Consider the following 20,411-nt stretch of genomic DNA (forward strand, 5'->3'; position numbering starts at 1 on the left):
TATTACAACATAGAAAATTACTTATGCAAAATCCTGATATTACCATCCTTACAACTGAAATTTTATCAGACAACTGGTACACATTAAATAAAGTAACTTTTTCTGTCCGCAAAAAGGATGGAACTACAGAAACTCAAAGCAGAGAAGCTTATGACCGCGGAAACGGGGCGGTGATCCTTCTTTATAACAAATCTTCAAACACGGTAATCCTTACAAAACAATTCCGGCTGCCTACTTATATCAACGGAAATCCCACAGGAATGCTTATTGAAGCCTGCGCCGGACTTCTGGATAATGATAATCCTGAAGATTGTATAAAACGGGAAACCGAAGAAGAAATCGGATATAAGATTTCCAAAGTAGAAAAAGTATTTGAAGCCTATATGTCACCGGGATCCGTGACTGAAATCCTCTACTTTTTTATCGCAGAATATTCGAATGAAATGAAAATAAATGATGGCGGCGGATTGGAAGAAGAAGGTGAAAATATACAGGTACTGGAACTTTCTTTTGAAAAAAGCCTGGAAATGATTGATAACGGAGAGATCAAAGATGCTAAAACAATCATGCTTCTTCAGCACTTACGGTTGAAAGGAATTATGTAAAATAATGATTGACAATTGATATTAAGGTTAGATTTAATCTTATTCGGAAAAGTTTATCTATGAAATCTTTGGGAATAAAAATCCTTAAAGCTGCAGCTTTATTTTTAATCTTCCTTTTCAGTATCCTGATGCTGAAAGTGATTTCCCAATACACTTCTTTTGATAAAAATACCGGGTTTCTGGTCTTTAAACAACAGGTTGTCAACAATCCGTACTGGATGTTTTTTTTCTATATCCATATTTTTTCCATAACACTTTGCCTTCTGGCCGGTCTTACTCAGTTTTCCGGCCGGCTTTTAGCGGAAAGCAGAAACCTTCATAAGAACGTTGGTAAAATATATGTCTATAATATTCTGATCATTAATGTTCCTGCCTGTTTCGTTCTGGGATTGTTTTCAAACGGAGGTCTTATCGGGATTACAGGATTTCTGATCCAGGATGTGCTTTGGGCATATTTTACCATTGCCGCTGTGATTTCGGTAAAAAAAGGAAATATAAGCAGGCATAAAATGTATATGATTTTAAGCTACGCAGTAACCACCACTGCAATTACTTTCAGAATCATAAAAAATCTGCTGTACAATGAAACCCGCCATGATTATGAGCTCTTTTATGGATTGAATGTCTGGGCTGCTCTTTTGATCAATCTTTTTATTGCTTATGTAATGCTCAGAAAAAAAATCTCTGTTATCGGGAAAAATTAAGATTTGACAGAAAAATATAAATGCTGAAAGATGAAATCAGAAAGAATGAAACAATGAATATTAAAGTATTAAATACCATTTCGTATTTACTCTTCTTAGTCCATTTACCGAAAAAACGCATAATCAGGGAAGAAATGCCTGCAAAAACAGCGAGAATACAAAGAAGGAAAACGTAATATATCATGGATGTTTTATTAATTTATGTAAATCTATTATTTTAAATCTGAAAAAGCAATCGTCTACAAGAGTTATCCTTTTGGCTTTTTTTGAATCTTAATGATTTGAAATTATCCGGCCTTAGTTTTTACATTCCCATATCATTTTCCTCTCCATAGATTTTCCATTGTCTGTATTTTTCAGGGTCTGCAAAAGCTGGGTCCTCTTTGTAGTAATACAGAAGTCTTTCCAGTGCGTAGAAATAGGTTGAATATTCCAAAGCTTTTTCATAATGGCTAACCGCCTTCTTTATGTTTTGTTTTACACCTAATCCGTGATCATACATAATTCCGTAATAAATATTTGAATAGGTGCTGTTGTAATCTTTTCTTATATACCGCTGAAGGTTGTCATAATCTTCTTTCTGATAGTATATTTCAGATATATTTTCATCATTGAACTGGAATTTCTTTTCTGCTTTTTTATAGTATTCCAATGCCAGATCATGATTTTTCTCCACATGTTCACCATAAAAATACAGATGCCCCAGATTCTCAAAAGCGAGACCATTACCTAATGCTGCAGCTTTCTCATAGCACTCTGCAGCCTTTATGATATCCTGAGGCAATCCGATACCGTTCTGATAGTGATAGCCAAGATTATTCCACGCATACCGCTGATCTTTCTCAGCAGCTTTTTCATAAAAATCAAGTCCCTTTTGAAGATCATAAAACTCCGCAATACTGTCATCCGTATAAATAAATCCAAGCTCTGTCATCATATCAGCATTACCGCGCTCTGCTCCAATGGTAAAAAGGCGTATTGCTTCTCTGATATTTCCATTATTCTGATGCTCTGCTGCCTGAGATTTGAGCGTATCATTATCAAAATAGATCTCATATCCGGAGCCAGTCTTTTCAGTCCATCTCTTATAAAAGTCAGTAAAGTATTTCTGATCTTTTCCACGCAGGTTGTACCGCTTTTCGTATAAAGCCCCCATATTAAAATCTGAAATCTGACGGATTGTTCTGTCTTCGTCCAGAAGACACATTTCATTTCCTTTGAAAAGGCAAAGCAGTTCTGCATCATAACCTATTCCCTCACAAATATAATCATAGACAGGGCTTTTAAAATCCGTTTTCTGATCATAGTAGTACATACCTTCTGGAGTGGTTATACGAAAGATTTCATAGCTGCAGATTTCAATTTTCAAATGGTTTTCAGATAAAGGTAAAAACCAACGGTCATTAGCTGCGTCATACAGTCCTGTTCCTGTTTGATCTGATAGTATAAAAACATCTTTCATCAAGTGATAAAACCCTCCCATCTGAATATTGACAATAGCCTCATTTACCAGTCTGAATAATTCATGCTCAGTATCGTAAAGATGCCATTTTTTATCTTTCCTGTAGGCAAAAGCAGTGTATCCATACTCCCTGAATACCATTATTTGATCAGCATCCTCATCCAGAAAGCTCCCATCTGGTTTTATAAGGCTTATTTTCTTCTGGAATTTATTCGGTTTTATCCGGTAATATCCATTTGCTATCTGTTCAACGGTATCTTCAGGATATTCTCCCAGGCAGATCCCTTCCAGGGTGTAATATGCTCTTTTAGATGTTCCCTGCTGTCTACGGTAGATAAGATCAGGGTATTCATAGCCGAAAGCTGTTTCTGAATGATCAGCAGCGATCTGTCTGTTCAGTATATCAATAACCCGATAACGTCCCTCTTTTTGAGCATTAAACAGTCCCTTGTACATCAGCAGTTCCAGGTCATCATATTCACAGGGAATAACAAGAGTATTCGCTTTTATATCAATCAGTCCGGATTTTCCGTCCATTTGTACAATTCCATATTCTTTTTCTTCTATTGAAAGAGTATCAAATGCTTCCTCATAAAGGCAATCCACCATTAGCCTGCCATCATTTCCAAGGTATCCGAATTTTCCGTTTTTCTGCGCTACAGCAGTTCCTTCATTACTAAAAGCGAAAATCTCTTCATAAACTGCCGGGACAATAACCTGTCCTTTTTTATCCTTCAATCCCCAAAACCCATTTTCTTCAAAGGTTTCGGAAGGATTTTTATACAATTCTTCATTCCAATACCCTAAGCCATATTCAATCCAATCTGTTTCCAGTAATGTTAAAAAGGAATTATAGCCGTGTCCTGCAAAAACTTCTCCTTCAAGCCATTTTAAATTCTGATCTTCTACTGCCTTTTCATAGAGCTTGTTTTTTTCCTGAATTTCCAGCACCCAATCTTTTGCCTGGTTTTTATGGCTTTCTTCATTCATATTGAATACATCTGCTGCATCCATCACAAAAGTATCGTAAGGAAGCGCTTCCAGTAATTCAAACATCTTATTCACCGGCTCATACCATACTTTTTTATAGTGCAGCTGATAATGATCAGCCAACAGCTGGTAAAACATTCTGAGCCTTGAAATTCCTTCCTCTTTATCGAAATATAAAAGCTTCCCTTTTGATCTTGGATTGCCGGCAAACAGAGGGATCAGCAGCTCAGGAATTTCGTAATTCCATTCGCCTAAATAATTGGGATATTCGTTTTTCGTTTCTGAATCGATATTATAGGTGTAAATACGATGTGCCATTATTGATAAGATTACAATCAGTTTATCTAACCTCAGATTATTATTACTACTTTGTTTTATCATTGCATGTTACATTTTCTCTGTATCCATTGCTATGACGGGATTTAAGAGCAAATAATATGCAAAATAAAAAAACCAAATGAAAACTGTTCTACAAAATCTGTATAAAAATTGCAAAATCAATTGAGAAAATCTATTTAATTCTTTAGATTTTGAATTTAAAGCCTTAATTTTGCACTGAAATTCAGAAAATTCGGATTCTTTCAACAACGTATGTACATGAAAAAAATGATGATCGGGCTTACAATGGCCTTATCCATTACTATATGGGGACAAAAATCTCCTGCAAAAACAAATAATCTGACACCCTACAGCTATCAGACTTTCAATTGTGACAATAAAGGCTACTTTGATCCGGCTAAATATAAAAAGGAAGAAATAGACGGAGTGAACAAGCTTTTGTACCAGTTTAACGGCGTTGTTTTTGATACCCGTCCCGTTTTTAAGCTTTCCCAGCTTGAAGAAATCCGTCAGAACAGAGAAGCTTATTTAGAGGAGCTTGAAAAACAATATCAGGAAAAGAAAAAGGAGCTGTACAGCATACAGGTTATTGATCTTCCAAGATGGAAAAAACTTCAGGAAGAAACCATCCAGTCTTTTGAAAACGAATACCAGTTGAATAAGGAAGAAATTATTGCTTATTCTGATCCTTCAACCCTTAAAAACAGTAAATACTACGATACCTGCAAAGAACAGATTGATGCGATCTCTTCTCCGGACAGAGAAAAGATGTATGCTGCATGGAGAATGTATACTGAGCTTAAAAGTAAAAATAATGCGGATCCTAAAGGCGTAATGGCTAGATTTGATGCTAAAATGAATGATCCTCAAAGAGAAGATTACGCTTTGATCGATATGATAGGGCTGGGGTTTCACAACTGTGCCAACAGCAGTTTCAGACAGAAACGTGATGATGAAGGAACTTCCTACAAAGATTTTGACAAAATCTTTACAAAACTGAAAAGAACCTGTGATGAACCATAAGAATTAAGATTTAATATTATACTAAGACAGCACTTATACCGGGTGCTGTTTTCTGTTGTAAAATTGTTTCCGGTTGAGACTCAAATAAATTAATAATGAATAAGTTATGGTTTATCAGATTTAAATCCGTAATTTTGCACCCCGAAAATAAGGATTAGAGATATGAAAAAAATTGGTGAGCACAGAACGCTTCTTGGAGTAGATAAAAATGTTACTTTAAAAGAATTGAAGACCATTTACAGAAATGTGATGAAAGACACCCATCCTGATAAATTCATTAATGATGAAGCAGGAAAGCAGGAAGCGGAAGAAAAGAGCAAGTCTGTTATTGAAGCTTATCATTTTTTGGTAAGTATCAATCCGGAAACTCAGGAAAAATATAAAGAAGAATATACGGAAACAATTACAAAATCCAATATCCAGGATTTCTATCTTGAAAAATCGATTTTAACAGTACAACATCTGAACGGCAATATCTACGAATATATGGGTGTTCCCAAAAATACCTATATCAAAATGATCAATGCTGATTCCCCAAGCCGTTTTGCAAGAAGACACATCTACGGAAACTTTGTTTACAGAAAGTCCGGAGAGGTTATGGCAGATTAGTTTTTGTATTATAATATAGAAGAGCTTTCAGCATATGCTGAAAGCTTTTTTTATGTTTTGGCTAAAGCCAAATAATGAATGTTATAGAATTAAGCGGGCTAAAGCCCGCTCCTATTGAATATCTTAAAAGTTAATCGCTCACGTTTGTCATTGACTCCGTCGAGTCTTCGATTTCTAAGGAAGAAAGAATCTCATTGGTAATCAAGCCAAAGAGAAATGAGCTGAAACCCATTTAGAATAGCAAATATCATTCAATGGCTTTAGCCAGAATCTATGACATACACATTCATTAGCCAACAAAAAAGCCGTATCAAAATGATACAGCTTTTCGGTTAATTAAAGGCTTAATTTATTTATCCAAATGCTTCGGAGTAAATCCGTCCTCATTCAGTTCTCTGTGTACGTAATCAGCTTTCATTTCAGCTTCGTAGTCTACTTTCTTATGTTGTCCCAGTCTTCTTAAAAGAGAGTCAAATAATGAATATACTACCGGTACAATGATCAATGTAAGGAATAGAGATGATGTCAGACCACCGATTACTACCCATGCAAGACCTTTGTTCATCTCTGCTCCGGCACCTGTTGCCAATGCGATCGGTAACATACCGAAGATCATCGCAATGGTGGTCATCAGGATCGGACGAAGACGTGCGTGATTAGCCTGTACCAGAGCATCGTGGGTATTGGCTCCTGCTGCTTTTCTCGCATTCGTAAAGTCAACGATAAGGATTGCGTTCTTCGCTACCAGACCAATCAACATGATCATCCCTAACATCGTAAAGATGTTCAGTGAATTGGCAGTTAAAGCCAGAATTACCATTACTCCGATCATCGCTAACGGGATTGAGAACAATACCACAAAAGGATACACGAAACTGTCATACAGTGAAACCATTACCAGGTATACCAATACGATAGCTGCCAATAGAGCAATTCCTAACGTACCGAAACCTTCCTGCTGGTTTTCCATATCACCACTCCAGATATAATCTACTCCTACAGGTTTTTTATCGCTCTTCATGAACTTATCTGCCCATTCATTAGCTACGTCCCCTACCGGTCTACCTACCGCTTTTGCTCGTACTTTTACAGAAGGAGATTTATCTCTACGCTCAAGTAAGCTTGGCCCTGAACCCATTTTCACATCTGCAAACTGGCTCAGACGAACCTGCTGCCCCTGAGCATTGGTAAACATAAGGTTTTTAACATCATCAATGGACTGTCTGTTGACATCTCCGAAACGGATATTGATATCATATTCATATTCTCCTGCTCTGAATTTACCATCTGTATTTCCGTTGAACGCCGTCTGCATCGTCTGTCCTACACTTGAAAGATTCAAGCCTAAAGAAGCCATTTTATCTCTGTCGATACTTACCTGAACTTCAGGGCTTCCTGTATCTGTTGATAGCTCAGCATCCACAGCTCCCGGTACTTTTTTCAATAGCTCAAGGATTCTGGTTGCTTCTTTTACTGCGGTTGCGTTATCCGGTCCTGTTACAACCATTTCAATCGGAGCATTTTCAGCACCCATGATACCGATCGGAGCCGTTTTAAACTCAACACCAGTAAATTTCTCTTCCAGCTGTCTTTTTATTTTTGCCGCTTTGATGTTGGTACTTTCAGAACGTTCGGACTTATCTGTCAGGTTTACCTGAACTTCAGACTGGTAAGTAGTTGCCTGAGCTCCACCAAAACCTGTAGACTGTTGTCCAACTGTTGTAATAAGGTCTACAACATCTTTATCGTTTCTTAAGAATTTCTCAACTTCTAATGTTAACTGGTTGGTTTTTTCAACAGTTGCATCTTTGGATAATTCCATTTGTACAAGGAACTGACCACGGTCGATCGGCGGGAAGAACTCACCTCCAATGAATCCGAATGCTACCAGCATAAATGAACTGATTAAAACAATGAATGTAATGACTACTGTTGAGATTCTTCTTAATGTTGTTTTCAGACACCATTCAAGAATACCGGTAATCCAGTGTGTGAACTTGTCAATTAATCCTTCAAACCAAAGGATGAATTTCTCAAACCAGTTTTTACCTGTTAAATGTTCCAGTTTACCGAACCTTGATGATAACCAAGGAATGATGGTAAATGAAGCCAGCAATGATAATAGGGTTGCAATAACTACCGTGACGCAGAACTGAGCAAGGATGTTGGCCACAAGACCTGAACTCATTGCGATCGGTAAGAATACCACCACAATTACCAATGTAATCGCAGCAACGGTAAATCCGATCTCTGATGCTCCGTCATACGCCGCTCTGATCTTGCTTTTACCCATCTCCATGTGACGGTAAATGTTTTCCAGTACTACGATCGCGTCATCTACCAGGATACCTACCACGAGCGACAGCCCCAGTAAGCTCATCAGGTTCAAAGTATATCCCATTAGATTCATACCGATGAACGCTGCCACCAATGAAGCCGGGATAGAAACCATTACGATAAATGCGTTTCTGATACTGTGAAGGAATAATAGCATCACAATTGCCACGAGAATAATCGCTAAGAATAAGTCGAAAATAACGTGGTTGGCTGACTCAAGGGTAAAGTCTGTAGTATCATTTACCACTTTTACTTTTACGCCCTGAACTTTGTATGCTTCTTCTACTGTTTTAATTGTTTTCTGAACACTTTCAGATACCGATACCGCATTCGCATCAGATTGTTTTTTAACCTGCATCAAAATGGTAGGAAACTGATTGAATCTCGCTACTTTCTCCACATCTTTCTGAGAGTCAAAAACTGTTGCGATATCGGATAAACGTACCTGGGCTCCGTTTTTATTGGAAACCACAAGGTTATTCATCTCTTCAGTGGATTTATATTTTCCTGAAAGTCTGATCGTAGATTTTGTAGTTCTTGTTTTCAAGCTCCCTGTAGGGAAATCAAGGTTTGATGAAAGGATAGCCTGTTGTACATCTCCTATTGAAAGGCCGTACCCCTGTAATTTTTTCTCATCAAGGTTCACCTGAATTTCTCTTTCCTGCCCACCCACAAGATCAACCTGAGCCACACCGTTTACACGGGAGAAAATAGGTTCAATCTTTTTATCCAGTAAGTCATAAAGATCTTTACTGTTCAGTTTATCAGATGAAATACTCATCGTGATGATCGGTAAGTCATCTAACGAGAATTTATTCAGAGAAGGAGCCTTTACATCTTCCGGAAGGTCTGCAAGGATTGCATTTACCTTTCTCTGGGCATCATTCAAAGCGTAGTCTACATCGGCTCCATCGTTCAGCTGAACCATGATAACGGATAAACTTTCGTATGAAGAAGATTCTACCTTTTTAACGTTTTCCAGGGAACCTACGGCATCTTCAATCTTCCGGGTCACGGATGTCTCCACCTCTGCAGGCGAAGCTCCCGGATACACGGTAGATATGGTTACCATATTGGTTTCAAACTTCGGAATCAATTCGTATCCCATGAGCGTATAACTCAGGATACCTCCCAACGTCAGAATTGTAAATAATACAATTACCAGCGAGGGTCTTTTAATCGATATTTCTGCTAACTTCATAAACGTTCTACTTTATAATGTTTACTTTAGATCCGTTGTCCAGATTGATCTGTCCGCTGGTTACCACCTGCTCTCCGCCATTCAATCCGCTTAAAATCTGAACTTTATCCCCGTAAACTTTTCCGATGGTTACTTTGATCAATTTTGCAACGCCATTCTGAACAACGAATAATTGTCCTGAGCTTACTCCGTTTACAAACGCTTCTGCTGGCACGGTCAGCATATTCTGGGTTTCCGCACCGTTGTTGGTACTGAATTTAGCAGTTGCATACATACCGGCTTTAAGGTTTCCTTTGTTCTGAACTTCAATTTCAACAGGGAAATTCAAAGAAGCATCACTCTTAGGAGCGATAAATGTAATTCTTCCTACGAAAGAATCTTCCGGTAAAACGTTTACTTTAATCGGAACTTCCTGACCTAACTGGATTTTTCCGATCTGGCTTTCATCTACTAAGACAGAAAGCTTTAAGCTGTTGATATTAACAATTTCAAACATTGCTGTCCCGGGTGAAACAACAGTTCCCGGCTCAACCATTTTCTTGTTGATCGTACCGCTGATTCCTGCACGGATGCTTGTATCGTTTACTTTTACACCCTGTGCTTTTAATGCTGCCTGAGCATTCTTAAGCTGCAGCCTTGAATTATCAAGCTGTTGTTTTGTAACTCCACCTGTTTTGTATGCGTTTTCATAGCGCTGGTTATCAATAATAGCATTCTGCAGATTATTCTGAGCCTGGGTAACATCTACTTCGATAGCATCTCTTTTGATGGTTGCCAGAACCTGACCTGCACTTACTCTTGAACCTTCTTTTACCAAAACGTTTACGATACGTCCTGAGATCTCGGAAGACTGGCTCATTTCCTGCTTAGGAATAAAAGTTCCGTTGGCTGAGTAGTCTGTATCAATATTTTCTCTTGTAACGGTTACGATATTGACGTTGATTTTATCTACCTGCTTGGCAACTTCTTTTACTTCCTGAGTCTGCTTTTCTTTGTTACCTGCAATCTTGTAAGCGGCCAAACCTACCAGTACAGCTGCTACGATGATATATATTAAAGTTTTTTTCATTGTTTATTATGGGTTTTGTAATGTGTTTAACTCTCCTTTTGCTTTAATTACTTTTATTTCAGCCTGCTTGTAGTCCAGCAATGCATTCGCATAATTCTGTTTAGCCTGTGTCAGAGCATTTTCAGTATCCAATACTTCTGTAAGTGTTGCCAGACCGTACTGATAGTTAGACTGAGTATTTTTCTGTACTTTTTCTGCCAGGTCCACATTATCTTTCATGCTTTGAATATTGATTATTGCGTTCTCCATATTGGAAACTGCATTTTTATAATCTAAACTCAAGTTCAGTTTTTTATTCTGTATATCCTGATCTAAATCCTGAATATCGATTTCCGCCTGTTGGATCTGAGCTTTGGTAGCCCCTCCCATAAAAATCGGAATTTTAATCGCTAAGCCAATGGAAGCATAGTCTCCCCAGTTCGTTCCCTGGCTTGATCCTGTAGCATAAGGGAATTTATTCCCCAGCCCCTGCCAGCCATAGTTAGCTGAAAGTCCTACCGTAGGATAAAGATTGGCAATAGTTGCTTTTTTGCTATATTCCAGAAGTTCTCTTTGCTTATTCAAAACTTTTAATTCAGAACGGGTCTCCAGATTCACATTGCTGTCCAACAGCTGTGGATTCGGTACAATTGTTTTCTCTTCAAGTTCAATAGGCGTATCAATAGGAATTCCCATATAGAACTTCAGTGAGTTTTTTGAAACTTCAACAGCGTTAATTAACTGTTGCTTGTTTGAACCTATATTGGTAAGCTGAACATTGGTACGATCCAGGTCAATTGGCTTAGCAAGGCCATTATCTACCAAACTTTTGATGACGTTTCTTACCCTTTCCGTATTGGCATAGCTCTCTTCCACCGTTTTAAGATTCTCTTCCTGTACGAACACCTGATAATATGCTGTGGCAACATTCTCAATAATCTGCTCGTTGGTTAAATCCGAATTTAAAAGATAGAATTCTCTTGTAGATTTCGCTGCTTTAAGACCAATAAAAACTCTCTGATCAAAAACGTTCTGGTTAAGAGTTACTACGTTTACAGATTGCCATTTTGTTCCAAAAGCAACAGGAATCAGCTCACCAGGTTTACCTAAAACCTCACCGGGAAGAACAGATTTTTGCAAAATAGGATTGTACGTATTGCTTATTGTTGCACTGATCTGAGGGAGAGCTCCGGCTCTGGCCTCATCAATCTTGTATTCGGCTTTTTTTACCTGTAAAGCAGCTTTCTTAGCTTCTGCCTTATTCTGGAGTGCCTGTTTGATTGCTTCCTGCAGGGAAACCTGCTGCTGGGCAGACACCAATGAAAAGCCGAAAATCATAAATGCTGAAGCTATCCCAATTTTTAGCTTTGTAGCAGTTATACGTTTTCTATTCATAATTTTATACTTCGTTTATTTTTTATTTATTCATTCATTATTTATTTCTATTTGACGAATCATCATCAGAAATACTTTAGTTTTTTTTTAATTTTTAAATAACATGTTGATAATAATCTCTTTTCGTTCAGAAATAATCCTGTCATATTCTTCATCGTTAATTAAAAGATTTTCCATCAATAATGGCCGTATGGCACTTGGAAATACCAGCAGTGAAACCATATTCAGGATAAACTGAACCGGTGCCATTTTTTCTATATTTCCCAACTCCATTTCTTTTTCGATATCACGATACATTTCATTCAGAATATCTTCTTCAATTTCCCTGTGATGGCCGGTCCCTTTATTAATCTGTGACACAATATAGGTTTCCAGATAGGGATACTGAAGACTTGTAGAAAGACTGCTCTCTATGAATTTGCTGATCTTTTCTTTGAAGGGCAGATCAGAATCCTGAATGATCTTCGACTTTTCCTGTTCTACTCTTTGTGCTTCGTCAAAGATGATCTGAATAAGCTTATCCCGTGATCGGAAATAATAATTAATAAGAGTCCTGTTTACTCCTGCTTCATCGGCGATCTCCTGCGTAGTAGCATCAAATTTTCCTTTCACAAAGAACAAATTCTTCGCTGTCTCTTTGATTAATTCCTGTGTTTGGTCTTTTTTTGCTTGATTTGACATTTTTGTTAAACAAATTTGTGCAAATTTATATTAAAATTTATTTTTGACAAAATTGTTAAACAAAAAAATTAAACAAAAAAGTTATAACATCCGTCATATTTCTATGGTAAAGTTTGCGATTACTTATTATTTAATAAGAAGTCTATTTTTATATCTTTGCCGCAAAAATTAATAACCAATGAAGAAAATTCTTTCGCTGTTCTCAATTTTGAGCATAGCACTTCTATTTTCACAGAAGAAGATTTCTAAAAACAATTTCTATCACTTTTATGAAAACAGAGGGCAAATTATAGATCAGAATGGCAAAGAAAATAACGATGTGAAATATCTTTTTCACTCTAATGGTCTGAATGTACAGCTGCGTTCTAATGGTTTTTCTTATGATATATATGAAACTAAGAAAACCTTAAATCCTGATTTTTCAAAAAAAACAAAAAATACAGTTCCAACGCCAACGCCATCTGATATAGATCAGTACATTTATGAAAAATTAATTCACAGAATAGACATTGAGCTTATCAATTCAAATAAAAAAGTTACTATTTTACCTGAAGGGAAATCACCTGATTACGAAAATTATTATAATCTGCCGGAAAACTTAAAAGGTATTACGAATGTTCACCGATATCAAAAAATCAGCTATAAGAATATATATCCTCATATTGATTTGGTATTCTTCAAACCCAATGATACATTAAAACCCATTGAATATAACTTCATCATCAATCCTGGTGGAAAAATTTCAGATATTAAAATGAAATTTAACGGTGCCCCTACTTTGATAAAAGATGGAAAACTAGCTATGAATGTCCGTTTTGGGGAAATGCACGAAAATATTCCTAACAGCTGGATTTTGGGAAATACAAAAACAAGCATTGATGTTTCTTTTAAAGATCTTGGTGATCAGACTTTCGGGTTTAACACCCCATTAAATACTTCTGATAAAATAATGGTTATAGATCCTGTACCCACAAGAATATGGGGAAGTTATGCGGGAGGATTTGGTGATGATTATGGCAGGATCAAAACAGATATTGAGAGTACCGGTTATTTGTTTGGAACCACAAATAGTACGACAAACTTTGCTACTAGCGGAACTTATCAGCAAAATGTTGCCGGCGGACTTGATGCATTTCTGATGAAACTCACAAAAAATGGGCAAAAACTTTGGGGAACTTATTATGGCTTTGGAATGACAGATGTTTTTGGCGATGTAGATTTTGATGAAAGCTTTAACATTTATGCTGGAGGAAGAGTTCAGAGAGGGCCATATAATGAAAATATTATTTTAGTAAAATTTAATAGTAATGGCGGCCTTGCTTTTCAAAAAGAGTTCGTTTCTACCAGACAAAGTGAGCTTTATTCGGTTTCGTATAATCAAAACCACGTCTATATTGGAGGACATTCTTTTAGCACTGATTTCCCTACTGTTAATGCAATGCAGCCCACAAAGTCTACTCCTATCGGATACACAGATGGAATTTTAGCATCTTTAAATTCAACAAACGGTAGTGTTGACTGGGCAACTTATTTGGGGAGCAGCGATGGTTCCACTTCAGTTTTTCAGATTTTCTCTTCGAATAACAATCTTGAAATCATTGGTGCTACGCAATCTTCAACAATTCCTATGGTTAATGCTTTTCAACCTGTAAAAGGCGGTGAATCAGACGGACTTTATATACAGTTTTCAAAATCAGGGAATACCATCCTGCGTTCAAGCTATTATGGCAATGCAGGATCAGAACTTATATGGAAAGCAAGGATTGTAAATAATACTCTAATTTTGCCAGGGAAATATTCTACGTCCGCTTTTCCTTTGGGACAACCAGGAATCTGGAGGGTAAACCTGGCCAACAATACTATTACAAAAAATTATTTCAATTTCACAGGTGAACCCCAGCTATTAGCATATCCCGACGTTTCCGGAAACGTTTTCTTTACCGGACTGCATTCAAGCGGGCAACCTGACATATCAACCCCCGGAGCCTATATGGGAATGCCTGCAATGTATATTTCTTCATTCCTAATTAAATATAACCAGAATGATGTAAAAGAATGGGGAACTTATTATACAGGAAATGGAGCCACACAACAAAGTGAAGTTACAAAAGATAATGACGGCGCTATTTACCTTGCCGGAATGTCAGGCGGAAATACCTCCGGCATTGCTACACCAGGAACTTTTCAACAATCACCAGGAGGCGGAAACGACATTTTTATCGCTAAATTTCAGGACTGCACTTCAACTGCTGTTGTGACATCTAATTCTCCCGTATGTCCTAACGGTATGCTTCAGCTGAACGCGACAGGAGGAACAGTATACAACTGGACAGGGCCTAATGGTTTTACTTCCAATCAGCAAAACCCAGCAATACCCAATGCAACAGCAGCCAATGCCGGTGCATATACATGTCAGGTCTCAGGATCCGGAGCCTGTGATGGAACTTTCACAGTAAACGTTGTTGTGGGTGACAATATCGCTCCTACTCCCAATATTGCCACTATGGCAGATATTACAGGAGACTGCCATACAACAATTACGAGTTTTCCTACTGCTGCAGATAACTGTGCAGGAACTGTTACAGCAACAACAACAGATCCTTTATCCTATTCCATCCCAGGAAACTATATCATCCATTGGACCTATAACGATGGAAACGGAAATACTGCGACTCAAAATCAGAATATAATTATAGTCTCTCCTGCTGTTCCAACCACCACAAACACCCAACAAACCTTCTGTGCCACCAATAATCCAAAGATCTCTGACATTCAGATTACAGGTCAGAATATAAAATGGTATGATGCCACAGGCAATGTTTTATCAGCTGCAGCTGCTCTTATCAATGGACAGACCTATTATGCATCTCAGACCATTAACGGCTGTGAAAGTAATAAAACAGCTATCCTGGCAACAGTAAATACAACTCCTAAACCAACAGCCAATATAAATCAGGATTTCTGCGCTTCTGCCGATCCTGCTTTAGAAAAACTTGTTGTAACAGGAACATCTCTGAAATTCTACAATGCTGCAGGAAATATAATCCCAATAACAACTCCTCTTGTAAACGGGCAAACATATTTTGTAACCCAGACCTTAAACAACTGTGAATCTGAAAAACTGGCCATTACAGTAACACTTTCTACAGATAATGTTCCGGCAAAGGATATTACGCTAGTGCAGTGTAATACAACCACATCGAATTCTATGGTTGTTAATCTTCATTCTTATGAAGCCAGTATTATCAATAATCCGGGTAATTACATTTTCACTTATACTGACACCGCAGGAAATGCTATATCCAATCCTTCAGCTTATGTTTTAAATACAGGAACAACACTTATTCACGTAAGAGTTGCAACACCAGACGGATGCTTTAAAGTGGTAAGATTAAACCTTACATTAAATCCCAAACCTATTGTTCAGTTACCTGATACACTTGATTTCTGCGAAGGAAAATCAGTTGTACTGGATGCCGGACCAGGATTTAAATCTTACGAATGGAATACCGGAGCAACTACTCAGACAATTACGGTAACGACTCCCGGAACTTATACTGTGAAAGTGACCAATATATTCGGATGTGAAAATACAGGTTCCACTCAGGTGAGCTATTCTGTTTTAGCCCATATTGTTTCTGTAAATATCACGAATAATACAGCGACCGTTATTCTTTCTCAGAGCGGAAATTATGAGTTTTCTTTAAACAATTTTACATGGCAGGATTCCAATATCTTCACCAATCTGAATATGGGAGAATATACTGTTTATGTAAGAACAAAATCCGGATGTATCATTGGACAAAAGAGCTTTTCAATCTTTAATATTCCCAATGCGATTAGTCCCAATGGTGATGGAATCAATGATACATGGAGAATTGCAGGACTGGAAAACTATCCGGGAACCGAAGTCAGTTTATATGATCGAAGAGGAGTTACTATTTATAGAGAAATCATTAAAAACAGACCTTTCCAATGGGACGGGAAATATGAATCACACCCGGTCTCTACAGGAAATTACTGGTACACCATAAAAGTTTCTGACGGAAGAATCTATAACGGATGGCTTCTGATCAAGAACCGGTAATAAAATAAAACGGGCAGAAATTTCTGCCCGTTTTTAGTTTTATAATAATTTGATTTTATCGTCTAAAATATCAATAACCTTATCTTTATAAAGTCCTCCGATCGCCTTTTTAAAGTTTTTCTTACTCATCTGAAGCTCATCTTTGATCTCTTCAGGAGAAGACTTGTCAGAGACATACAGAAGTCCATAATTTTCTTCCAGCTTGCTCAGAATTTTCTGTTTGAACTCGTCGATATTTTCAAAACCTTCCGGCTGTAAAGAAACGTCTATTTTCCCGTCTTCACGTATTGTTTTGATATATCCTTTTTCTTCTGACAGCGGATAAAGCTTTTTAAAAACATCTGAAGCATAGATAAGACCAATGTATTGCTTATTGATGATCACGTTCCAGCCCAGTTCACTTTCGTTCATCATGATCAGATCTACCTTATCCCCTTTTTTGAAAGGAAGTTCGTCATACTGAGGATTCCTTTTGAATTTTGTAGTTCCGGTAATCAACTCCATATCTTCATCTACATAAATATATACCAGATATCTTTTCCCTTCTACTATTTTTGTTTTCTGCTGCTTGTAAGGGATAAATAAATCTTTAATAATTCCCCAGTCCATAAAAGCTCCGCTTGGAAGACTTTGTACACAGCTCATTACTGCAAATTCTCCCACTTCAGCTAATGGAATTTCAGTAGTTGCCTTTAATTTATCGTCATCCTGGTACACAAATACTTCAACTTCCTCACCTGTTTCTTTCTCATCCTGAATGAAAATTTTGGGAAGAAAAGCTTTCTCACCGGATTCGTCTACGAGGATCCATCCTGAATTAATTTTTTCTGAAATTGTTAAAGTTTGAGTTTTTCCGAGTTGCATTGATGATAAAATTAGCTGACAAAGTTACGGAAATTTGAAGATGCGAACCTAGTCAATACCATTATAATTCTTTAAAGACTTATTTTCATCTTTCATAAAGACCATAAAACACTTACATTTGAACAAAAATAATCATGAAAAAATATGGTATCCTGTTTCTGTTTTTTTCAATGTTTTTTTCAAAAGCCCAGATTCTAGAGAAAACTGCATTGAATATTTCATACCGTTACACCGGACGGAGCGTCCTGCAGGCAGGGTTAGAATACAGATTGGGGAATAGCTATGATGGTTCCATTATCCTGGGCCCTTCTTTACTTTATACCCGCGTTAATGATACAGATAAATTTATTCCGGAGATGAACATCAATCTTCTTCGTGCCGGACTTTTGATTGGAGCATCCGGCAATCCCTATTCCCTGGAACCAAGAATAGGCGTCTCATTATTTAATGCAATATTTCTCAATACCGGATATGCTTTTCCTATTCATAAAGAAAAATATTTTAAAGGGGTAACCTTCGGAGTACAGCTCAATATTGCACCTAAATATTCTAAGTTTTATGATAAAATGAAAATAATGTAAAAACCGTTATTATTTTTAATTGTTAATAGATGAAATTTTGAAAACTTAATTCGATTTTTATACAAAAAAAGGAGAAACCGAATTGATTTCTCCTTTTTATATTTAAATGATTAAATCTTTTAATCAAATATTACATATGGATTGGTCTTTTTGCCGTAGCATCCAATGCCGCTTCTTTAATTGCTTCAGCATAGGTCGGGTGAGCGTGGGAACTTCTTGCGATGTCTTCAGCACTTGCACGGAATTCCATAGCAATTACTCCTTCAGCAATAAGGTCAGCAGCTCTTGCTCCTACGATATGCATACCTAAAACCTCATCAGTTTTTTCGTCTGCAATAATCTTCACAAGACCATCTACGTCACCACTTGCGCGGCTTCTGCCTAAAGCTCTCATCGGGAAAGATCCTACTTTGTAAGCTACACCTTCTTCTTTTAGCTGTTCTTCAGTTTTACCAACTCCTGCAACTTCCGGCCATGTGTAAACAACACCAGGGATCAGGTTATAGTTGATGTGAGGTTTTTGTCCTGCCAATGTTTCAGCAACGAAAACTCCTTCTTCTTCAGCTTTGTGAGCAAGCATTGCCCCTTTGATAACGTCACCGATTGCATAGATATTGGCTACGTTAGTCTGTAAATGATCATTTACTTTTACTCTTCCTCTTTCATCAAGCTCAACACCTGCTTTTTCAAGTCCAAGACCGTCTGTGTAAGGTTTTCTACCTACAGAAACCAAACAGTAATCTCCTTCTACTACTACCTCTTCTCCTTTTTTATCTTTAGCTGTAATTTTTACAGTATCTCCGTTTCTTTCCACCGCAGAAACCGCAGTAGAAAGCATAAACTTCATTCCCTGTTTTTTAAGAACTTTAGTCAATTCCTTGCTTAAAGCTCCATCCATTCCAGGGATGATTTTATCCATAAATTCAACAACTGTTACCTGTGCTCCTAATCTCAGGTATACTGAACCCAGTTCAAGACCAATAACACCACCGCCGATTACTACCAAATGCTTAGGAATTTCTTTAAGGTTTAAAGCTTCCGTAGAAGTAATCACTCTTTCTTTGTCTAAAGTAATGAAAGGTAATGTAGACGGTTTAGAACCTGTTGCAATGATGGTATATTTAGACTCGATTGTTTCAGAAGAACCATCGTTTTTAGTCACTTTAATCTGAGTGGCAGATTCGAAGCTTCCTACTCCTTCAAAAACAGTAATCTGATTTTTGTTCATCAGATAGCTGATTCCGTCTGTATTTTGTTTGATCACTTCGTTTTTACGTTCGATCATTCTGGCGATATCCGCTTGCGGCTCATTGATGATGATTCCGTGACCTGCAAAATTATGCTTTGCATTTTCGAAATGCTCAGAGCTGTCAAGAAGCGCTTTTGACGGAATACATCCAACGTTAAGACAAGTTCCGCCTAAAGTTGAATATTTTTCAATAATTGCTGTTTTGAAACCTAATTGTGCTGCACGGATCGCTGCAACATAACCACCGGGACCGGAACCTATTACGGTAACATCGAATTGACTCATGTTATTGTATGAATTTGTTTATTATTATCTATCTTAATTCTCACAAATTTACATATAAATTACCAAGCACCAAAGTGAGTTTTATCAATTTTAAAAATGATAATTATATGCTTTAGTTTTATGAAAAGTATTATTTTATGAACTTTATATTTTCCTCATTTCCCTCCTTCAGATACATTGCGGTAAAGACAAGTGGTTGTTCAGCTGATGCATTATCAAAATGAAGAATTCTCACATTTTTGGGCTCATAAAAAGCATCTCCTTTGTGAAGTATCACTTTCTCCTGTCCTTCTATCTGAAAAACAGCGTCACCGGAACTGATTATCCCTAAAACGGGACAAGGGTGCAGATGTTCGGGCGCTCCCTGCCCTGCAGCCATTGTTATTTCCTGGATCTCTGTAGATTTTACTTTCTGATCAATAACAGTTTTTAACAGCTCTTTTCTGGAGATTGCCTTCTGCTGAGCTATCATTGCAACAGAATTAAGCATTACAGCAGCAATTATAAATGGCTTCATGGATTGGATATTTAAATTTTAAGAAGTCAGCACAAAAAATTACACTTTCAACGTTCCTTGTCCGATAGTTCCCGTACTTTCAAAAAATGAACCTCCGTAAACATACCATTCAAGGCTTTCCAGATACTCCACAGCATTTTCCGGAGTGATATGAGGCCGGTCTTTTTTCGAAACAATTCCTTTGTACCATCTTCCTGATTTGGAATAATGTTCATACTCCACAAGATAATGAACCCATATTCTCTGGCACAGCTTGCACTGCTGAATCGTTACTTCTCCATATCTTCCGTTAGTATGATCTATACCTAATTCTGAACTTCTGAATTCTGTATAATGGAAGTCAGGTTTTTCACAGGCGCATCCTATTTTCGGGATTTTATTCATTACGATTTATTTTAGCCCCAAATTTAAAGAAATAAAACTCCATAATTCAA

The 20,411-nt window shown here is 37.3% G+C and carries 15 protein-coding genes; 6 read left to right on the plus strand and 9 right to left on the minus strand.

Annotated features, from left to right (window positions below):
• Nucleotides 1-23 precede the first annotated feature (23 nt).
• Nucleotides 24-605 carry a GDP-mannose pyrophosphatase NudK gene (gene nudK, locus ACR1PO_RS00865; protein WP_433985486.1) on the plus strand — a complete coding sequence of 194 codons (582 nt, stop codon included), beginning with the start codon at nucleotides 24-26 and terminating at the stop codon, nucleotides 603-605.
• A gap of 59 nt (nucleotides 606-664) precedes the next feature.
• Nucleotides 665-1,309 carry a DUF2306 domain-containing protein gene (locus ACR1PO_RS00870; protein WP_433985487.1) on the plus strand — a complete coding sequence of 215 codons (645 nt, stop codon included), beginning with the start codon at nucleotides 665-667 and terminating at the stop codon, nucleotides 1,307-1,309.
• A 304-nt stretch (nucleotides 1,310-1,613) separates the two neighbouring features.
• Here the strand turns inward: ACR1PO_RS00870 and ACR1PO_RS00875 are convergent, their stop codons facing one another.
• Nucleotides 1,614-4,079, minus strand: coding sequence for an SEL1-like repeat protein (locus tag ACR1PO_RS00875; protein ID WP_433985488.1), 2,466 nt, complete (start codon nucleotides 4,077-4,079; stop codon nucleotides 1,614-1,616).
• Between the two features lie 279 nt (nucleotides 4,080-4,358).
• Here ACR1PO_RS00875 and ACR1PO_RS00880 point away from each other — a divergent pair, with 279 nt between their 5' ends.
• A complete protein-coding gene (locus ACR1PO_RS00880; RefSeq protein WP_433985489.1) occupies nucleotides 4,359-5,123 on the plus strand; it encodes a hypothetical protein in 765 nt (254 codons plus the stop codon).
• Nucleotides 5,124-5,285: 162 nt separating this feature from the next.
• Entirely contained in the window at nucleotides 5,286-5,732 is a 447-nt protein-coding gene (locus tag ACR1PO_RS00885; RefSeq protein WP_002979024.1) for a KTSC domain-containing protein, read from the plus strand.
• 349 nt (nucleotides 5,733-6,081) lie between these two features.
• Here the strand turns inward: ACR1PO_RS00885 and ACR1PO_RS00890 are convergent, their stop codons facing one another.
• The 4 genes from ACR1PO_RS00890 to ACR1PO_RS00905 form a co-directional block, all read right to left on the minus strand.
• On the minus strand, nucleotides 6,082-9,270 hold the full coding sequence (locus ACR1PO_RS00890) for an efflux RND transporter permease subunit (RefSeq protein WP_433985490.1): 3,189 nt from the start codon (nucleotides 9,268-9,270) through the stop codon (nucleotides 6,082-6,084).
• A gap of 7 nt (nucleotides 9,271-9,277) precedes the next feature.
• The gene (locus ACR1PO_RS00895; RefSeq protein WP_332386559.1) at nucleotides 9,278-10,339 is read right to left on the minus strand and encodes an efflux RND transporter periplasmic adaptor subunit; all 1,062 of its coding nucleotides are present in this window, start codon (nucleotides 10,337-10,339) and stop codon (nucleotides 9,278-9,280) included.
• A gap of 6 nt (nucleotides 10,340-10,345) precedes the next feature.
• Nucleotides 10,346-11,713, minus strand: a complete 1,368-nt coding sequence (locus tag ACR1PO_RS00900) for a TolC family protein (protein ID WP_374464109.1) — start codon at nucleotides 11,711-11,713, stop codon at nucleotides 10,346-10,348.
• Nucleotides 11,714-11,800: 87 nt separating this feature from the next.
• On the minus strand, nucleotides 11,801-12,394 hold the full coding sequence (locus ACR1PO_RS00905) for a TetR/AcrR family transcriptional regulator (protein WP_332386556.1): 594 nt from the start codon (nucleotides 12,392-12,394) through the stop codon (nucleotides 11,801-11,803).
• Between the two features lie 178 nt (nucleotides 12,395-12,572).
• Here ACR1PO_RS00905 and ACR1PO_RS00910 point away from each other — a divergent pair, with 178 nt between their 5' ends.
• A complete protein-coding gene (locus tag ACR1PO_RS00910; RefSeq protein WP_433985491.1) occupies nucleotides 12,573-16,481 on the plus strand; it encodes a DUF7948 domain-containing protein in 3,909 nt (1,302 codons plus the stop codon).
• Between the two features lie 39 nt (nucleotides 16,482-16,520).
• Here the strand turns inward: ACR1PO_RS00910 and ACR1PO_RS00915 are convergent, their stop codons facing one another.
• On the minus strand, nucleotides 16,521-17,345 hold the full coding sequence (locus tag ACR1PO_RS00915) for a CvfB family protein (protein WP_433985492.1): 825 nt from the start codon (nucleotides 17,343-17,345) through the stop codon (nucleotides 16,521-16,523).
• Between the two features lie 134 nt (nucleotides 17,346-17,479).
• Between ACR1PO_RS00915 and ACR1PO_RS00920 the strand changes: the two genes are divergently transcribed.
• The gene (locus ACR1PO_RS00920) at nucleotides 17,480-17,926 is read left to right on the plus strand and encodes a hypothetical protein (RefSeq protein ID WP_433985493.1); all 447 of its coding nucleotides are present in this window, start codon (nucleotides 17,480-17,482) and stop codon (nucleotides 17,924-17,926) included.
• 130 nt (nucleotides 17,927-18,056) lie between these two features.
• On the opposite strand, the gene lpdA is transcribed toward ACR1PO_RS00920, so the two are convergent.
• The 3 genes from lpdA to ACR1PO_RS00935 all read right to left on the minus strand — a co-directional run bounded on the left by lpdA (nucleotide 18,057) and on the right by ACR1PO_RS00935 (nucleotide 20,361).
• Nucleotides 18,057-19,460 carry a dihydrolipoyl dehydrogenase gene (gene lpdA, locus ACR1PO_RS00925; protein WP_115961212.1) on the minus strand — a complete coding sequence of 468 codons (1,404 nt, stop codon included), beginning with the start codon at nucleotides 19,458-19,460 and terminating at the stop codon, nucleotides 18,057-18,059.
• Between the two features lie 130 nt (nucleotides 19,461-19,590).
• Nucleotides 19,591-19,977, minus strand: a complete 387-nt coding sequence (locus ACR1PO_RS00930) for a cupin domain-containing protein (protein ID WP_332386550.1) — start codon at nucleotides 19,975-19,977, stop codon at nucleotides 19,591-19,593.
• 39 nt (nucleotides 19,978-20,016) lie between these two features.
• Nucleotides 20,017-20,361, minus strand: coding sequence for a hypothetical protein (locus ACR1PO_RS00935; protein ID WP_433985494.1), 345 nt, complete (start codon nucleotides 20,359-20,361; stop codon nucleotides 20,017-20,019).
• Nucleotides 20,362-20,411: the final 50 nt, after the last annotated feature.

The sequence above is a fragment of the Chryseobacterium amylolyticum genome, from assembly GCF_051011775.1.
GTDB lineage: Bacteria > Bacteroidota > Bacteroidia > Flavobacteriales > Weeksellaceae > Chryseobacterium.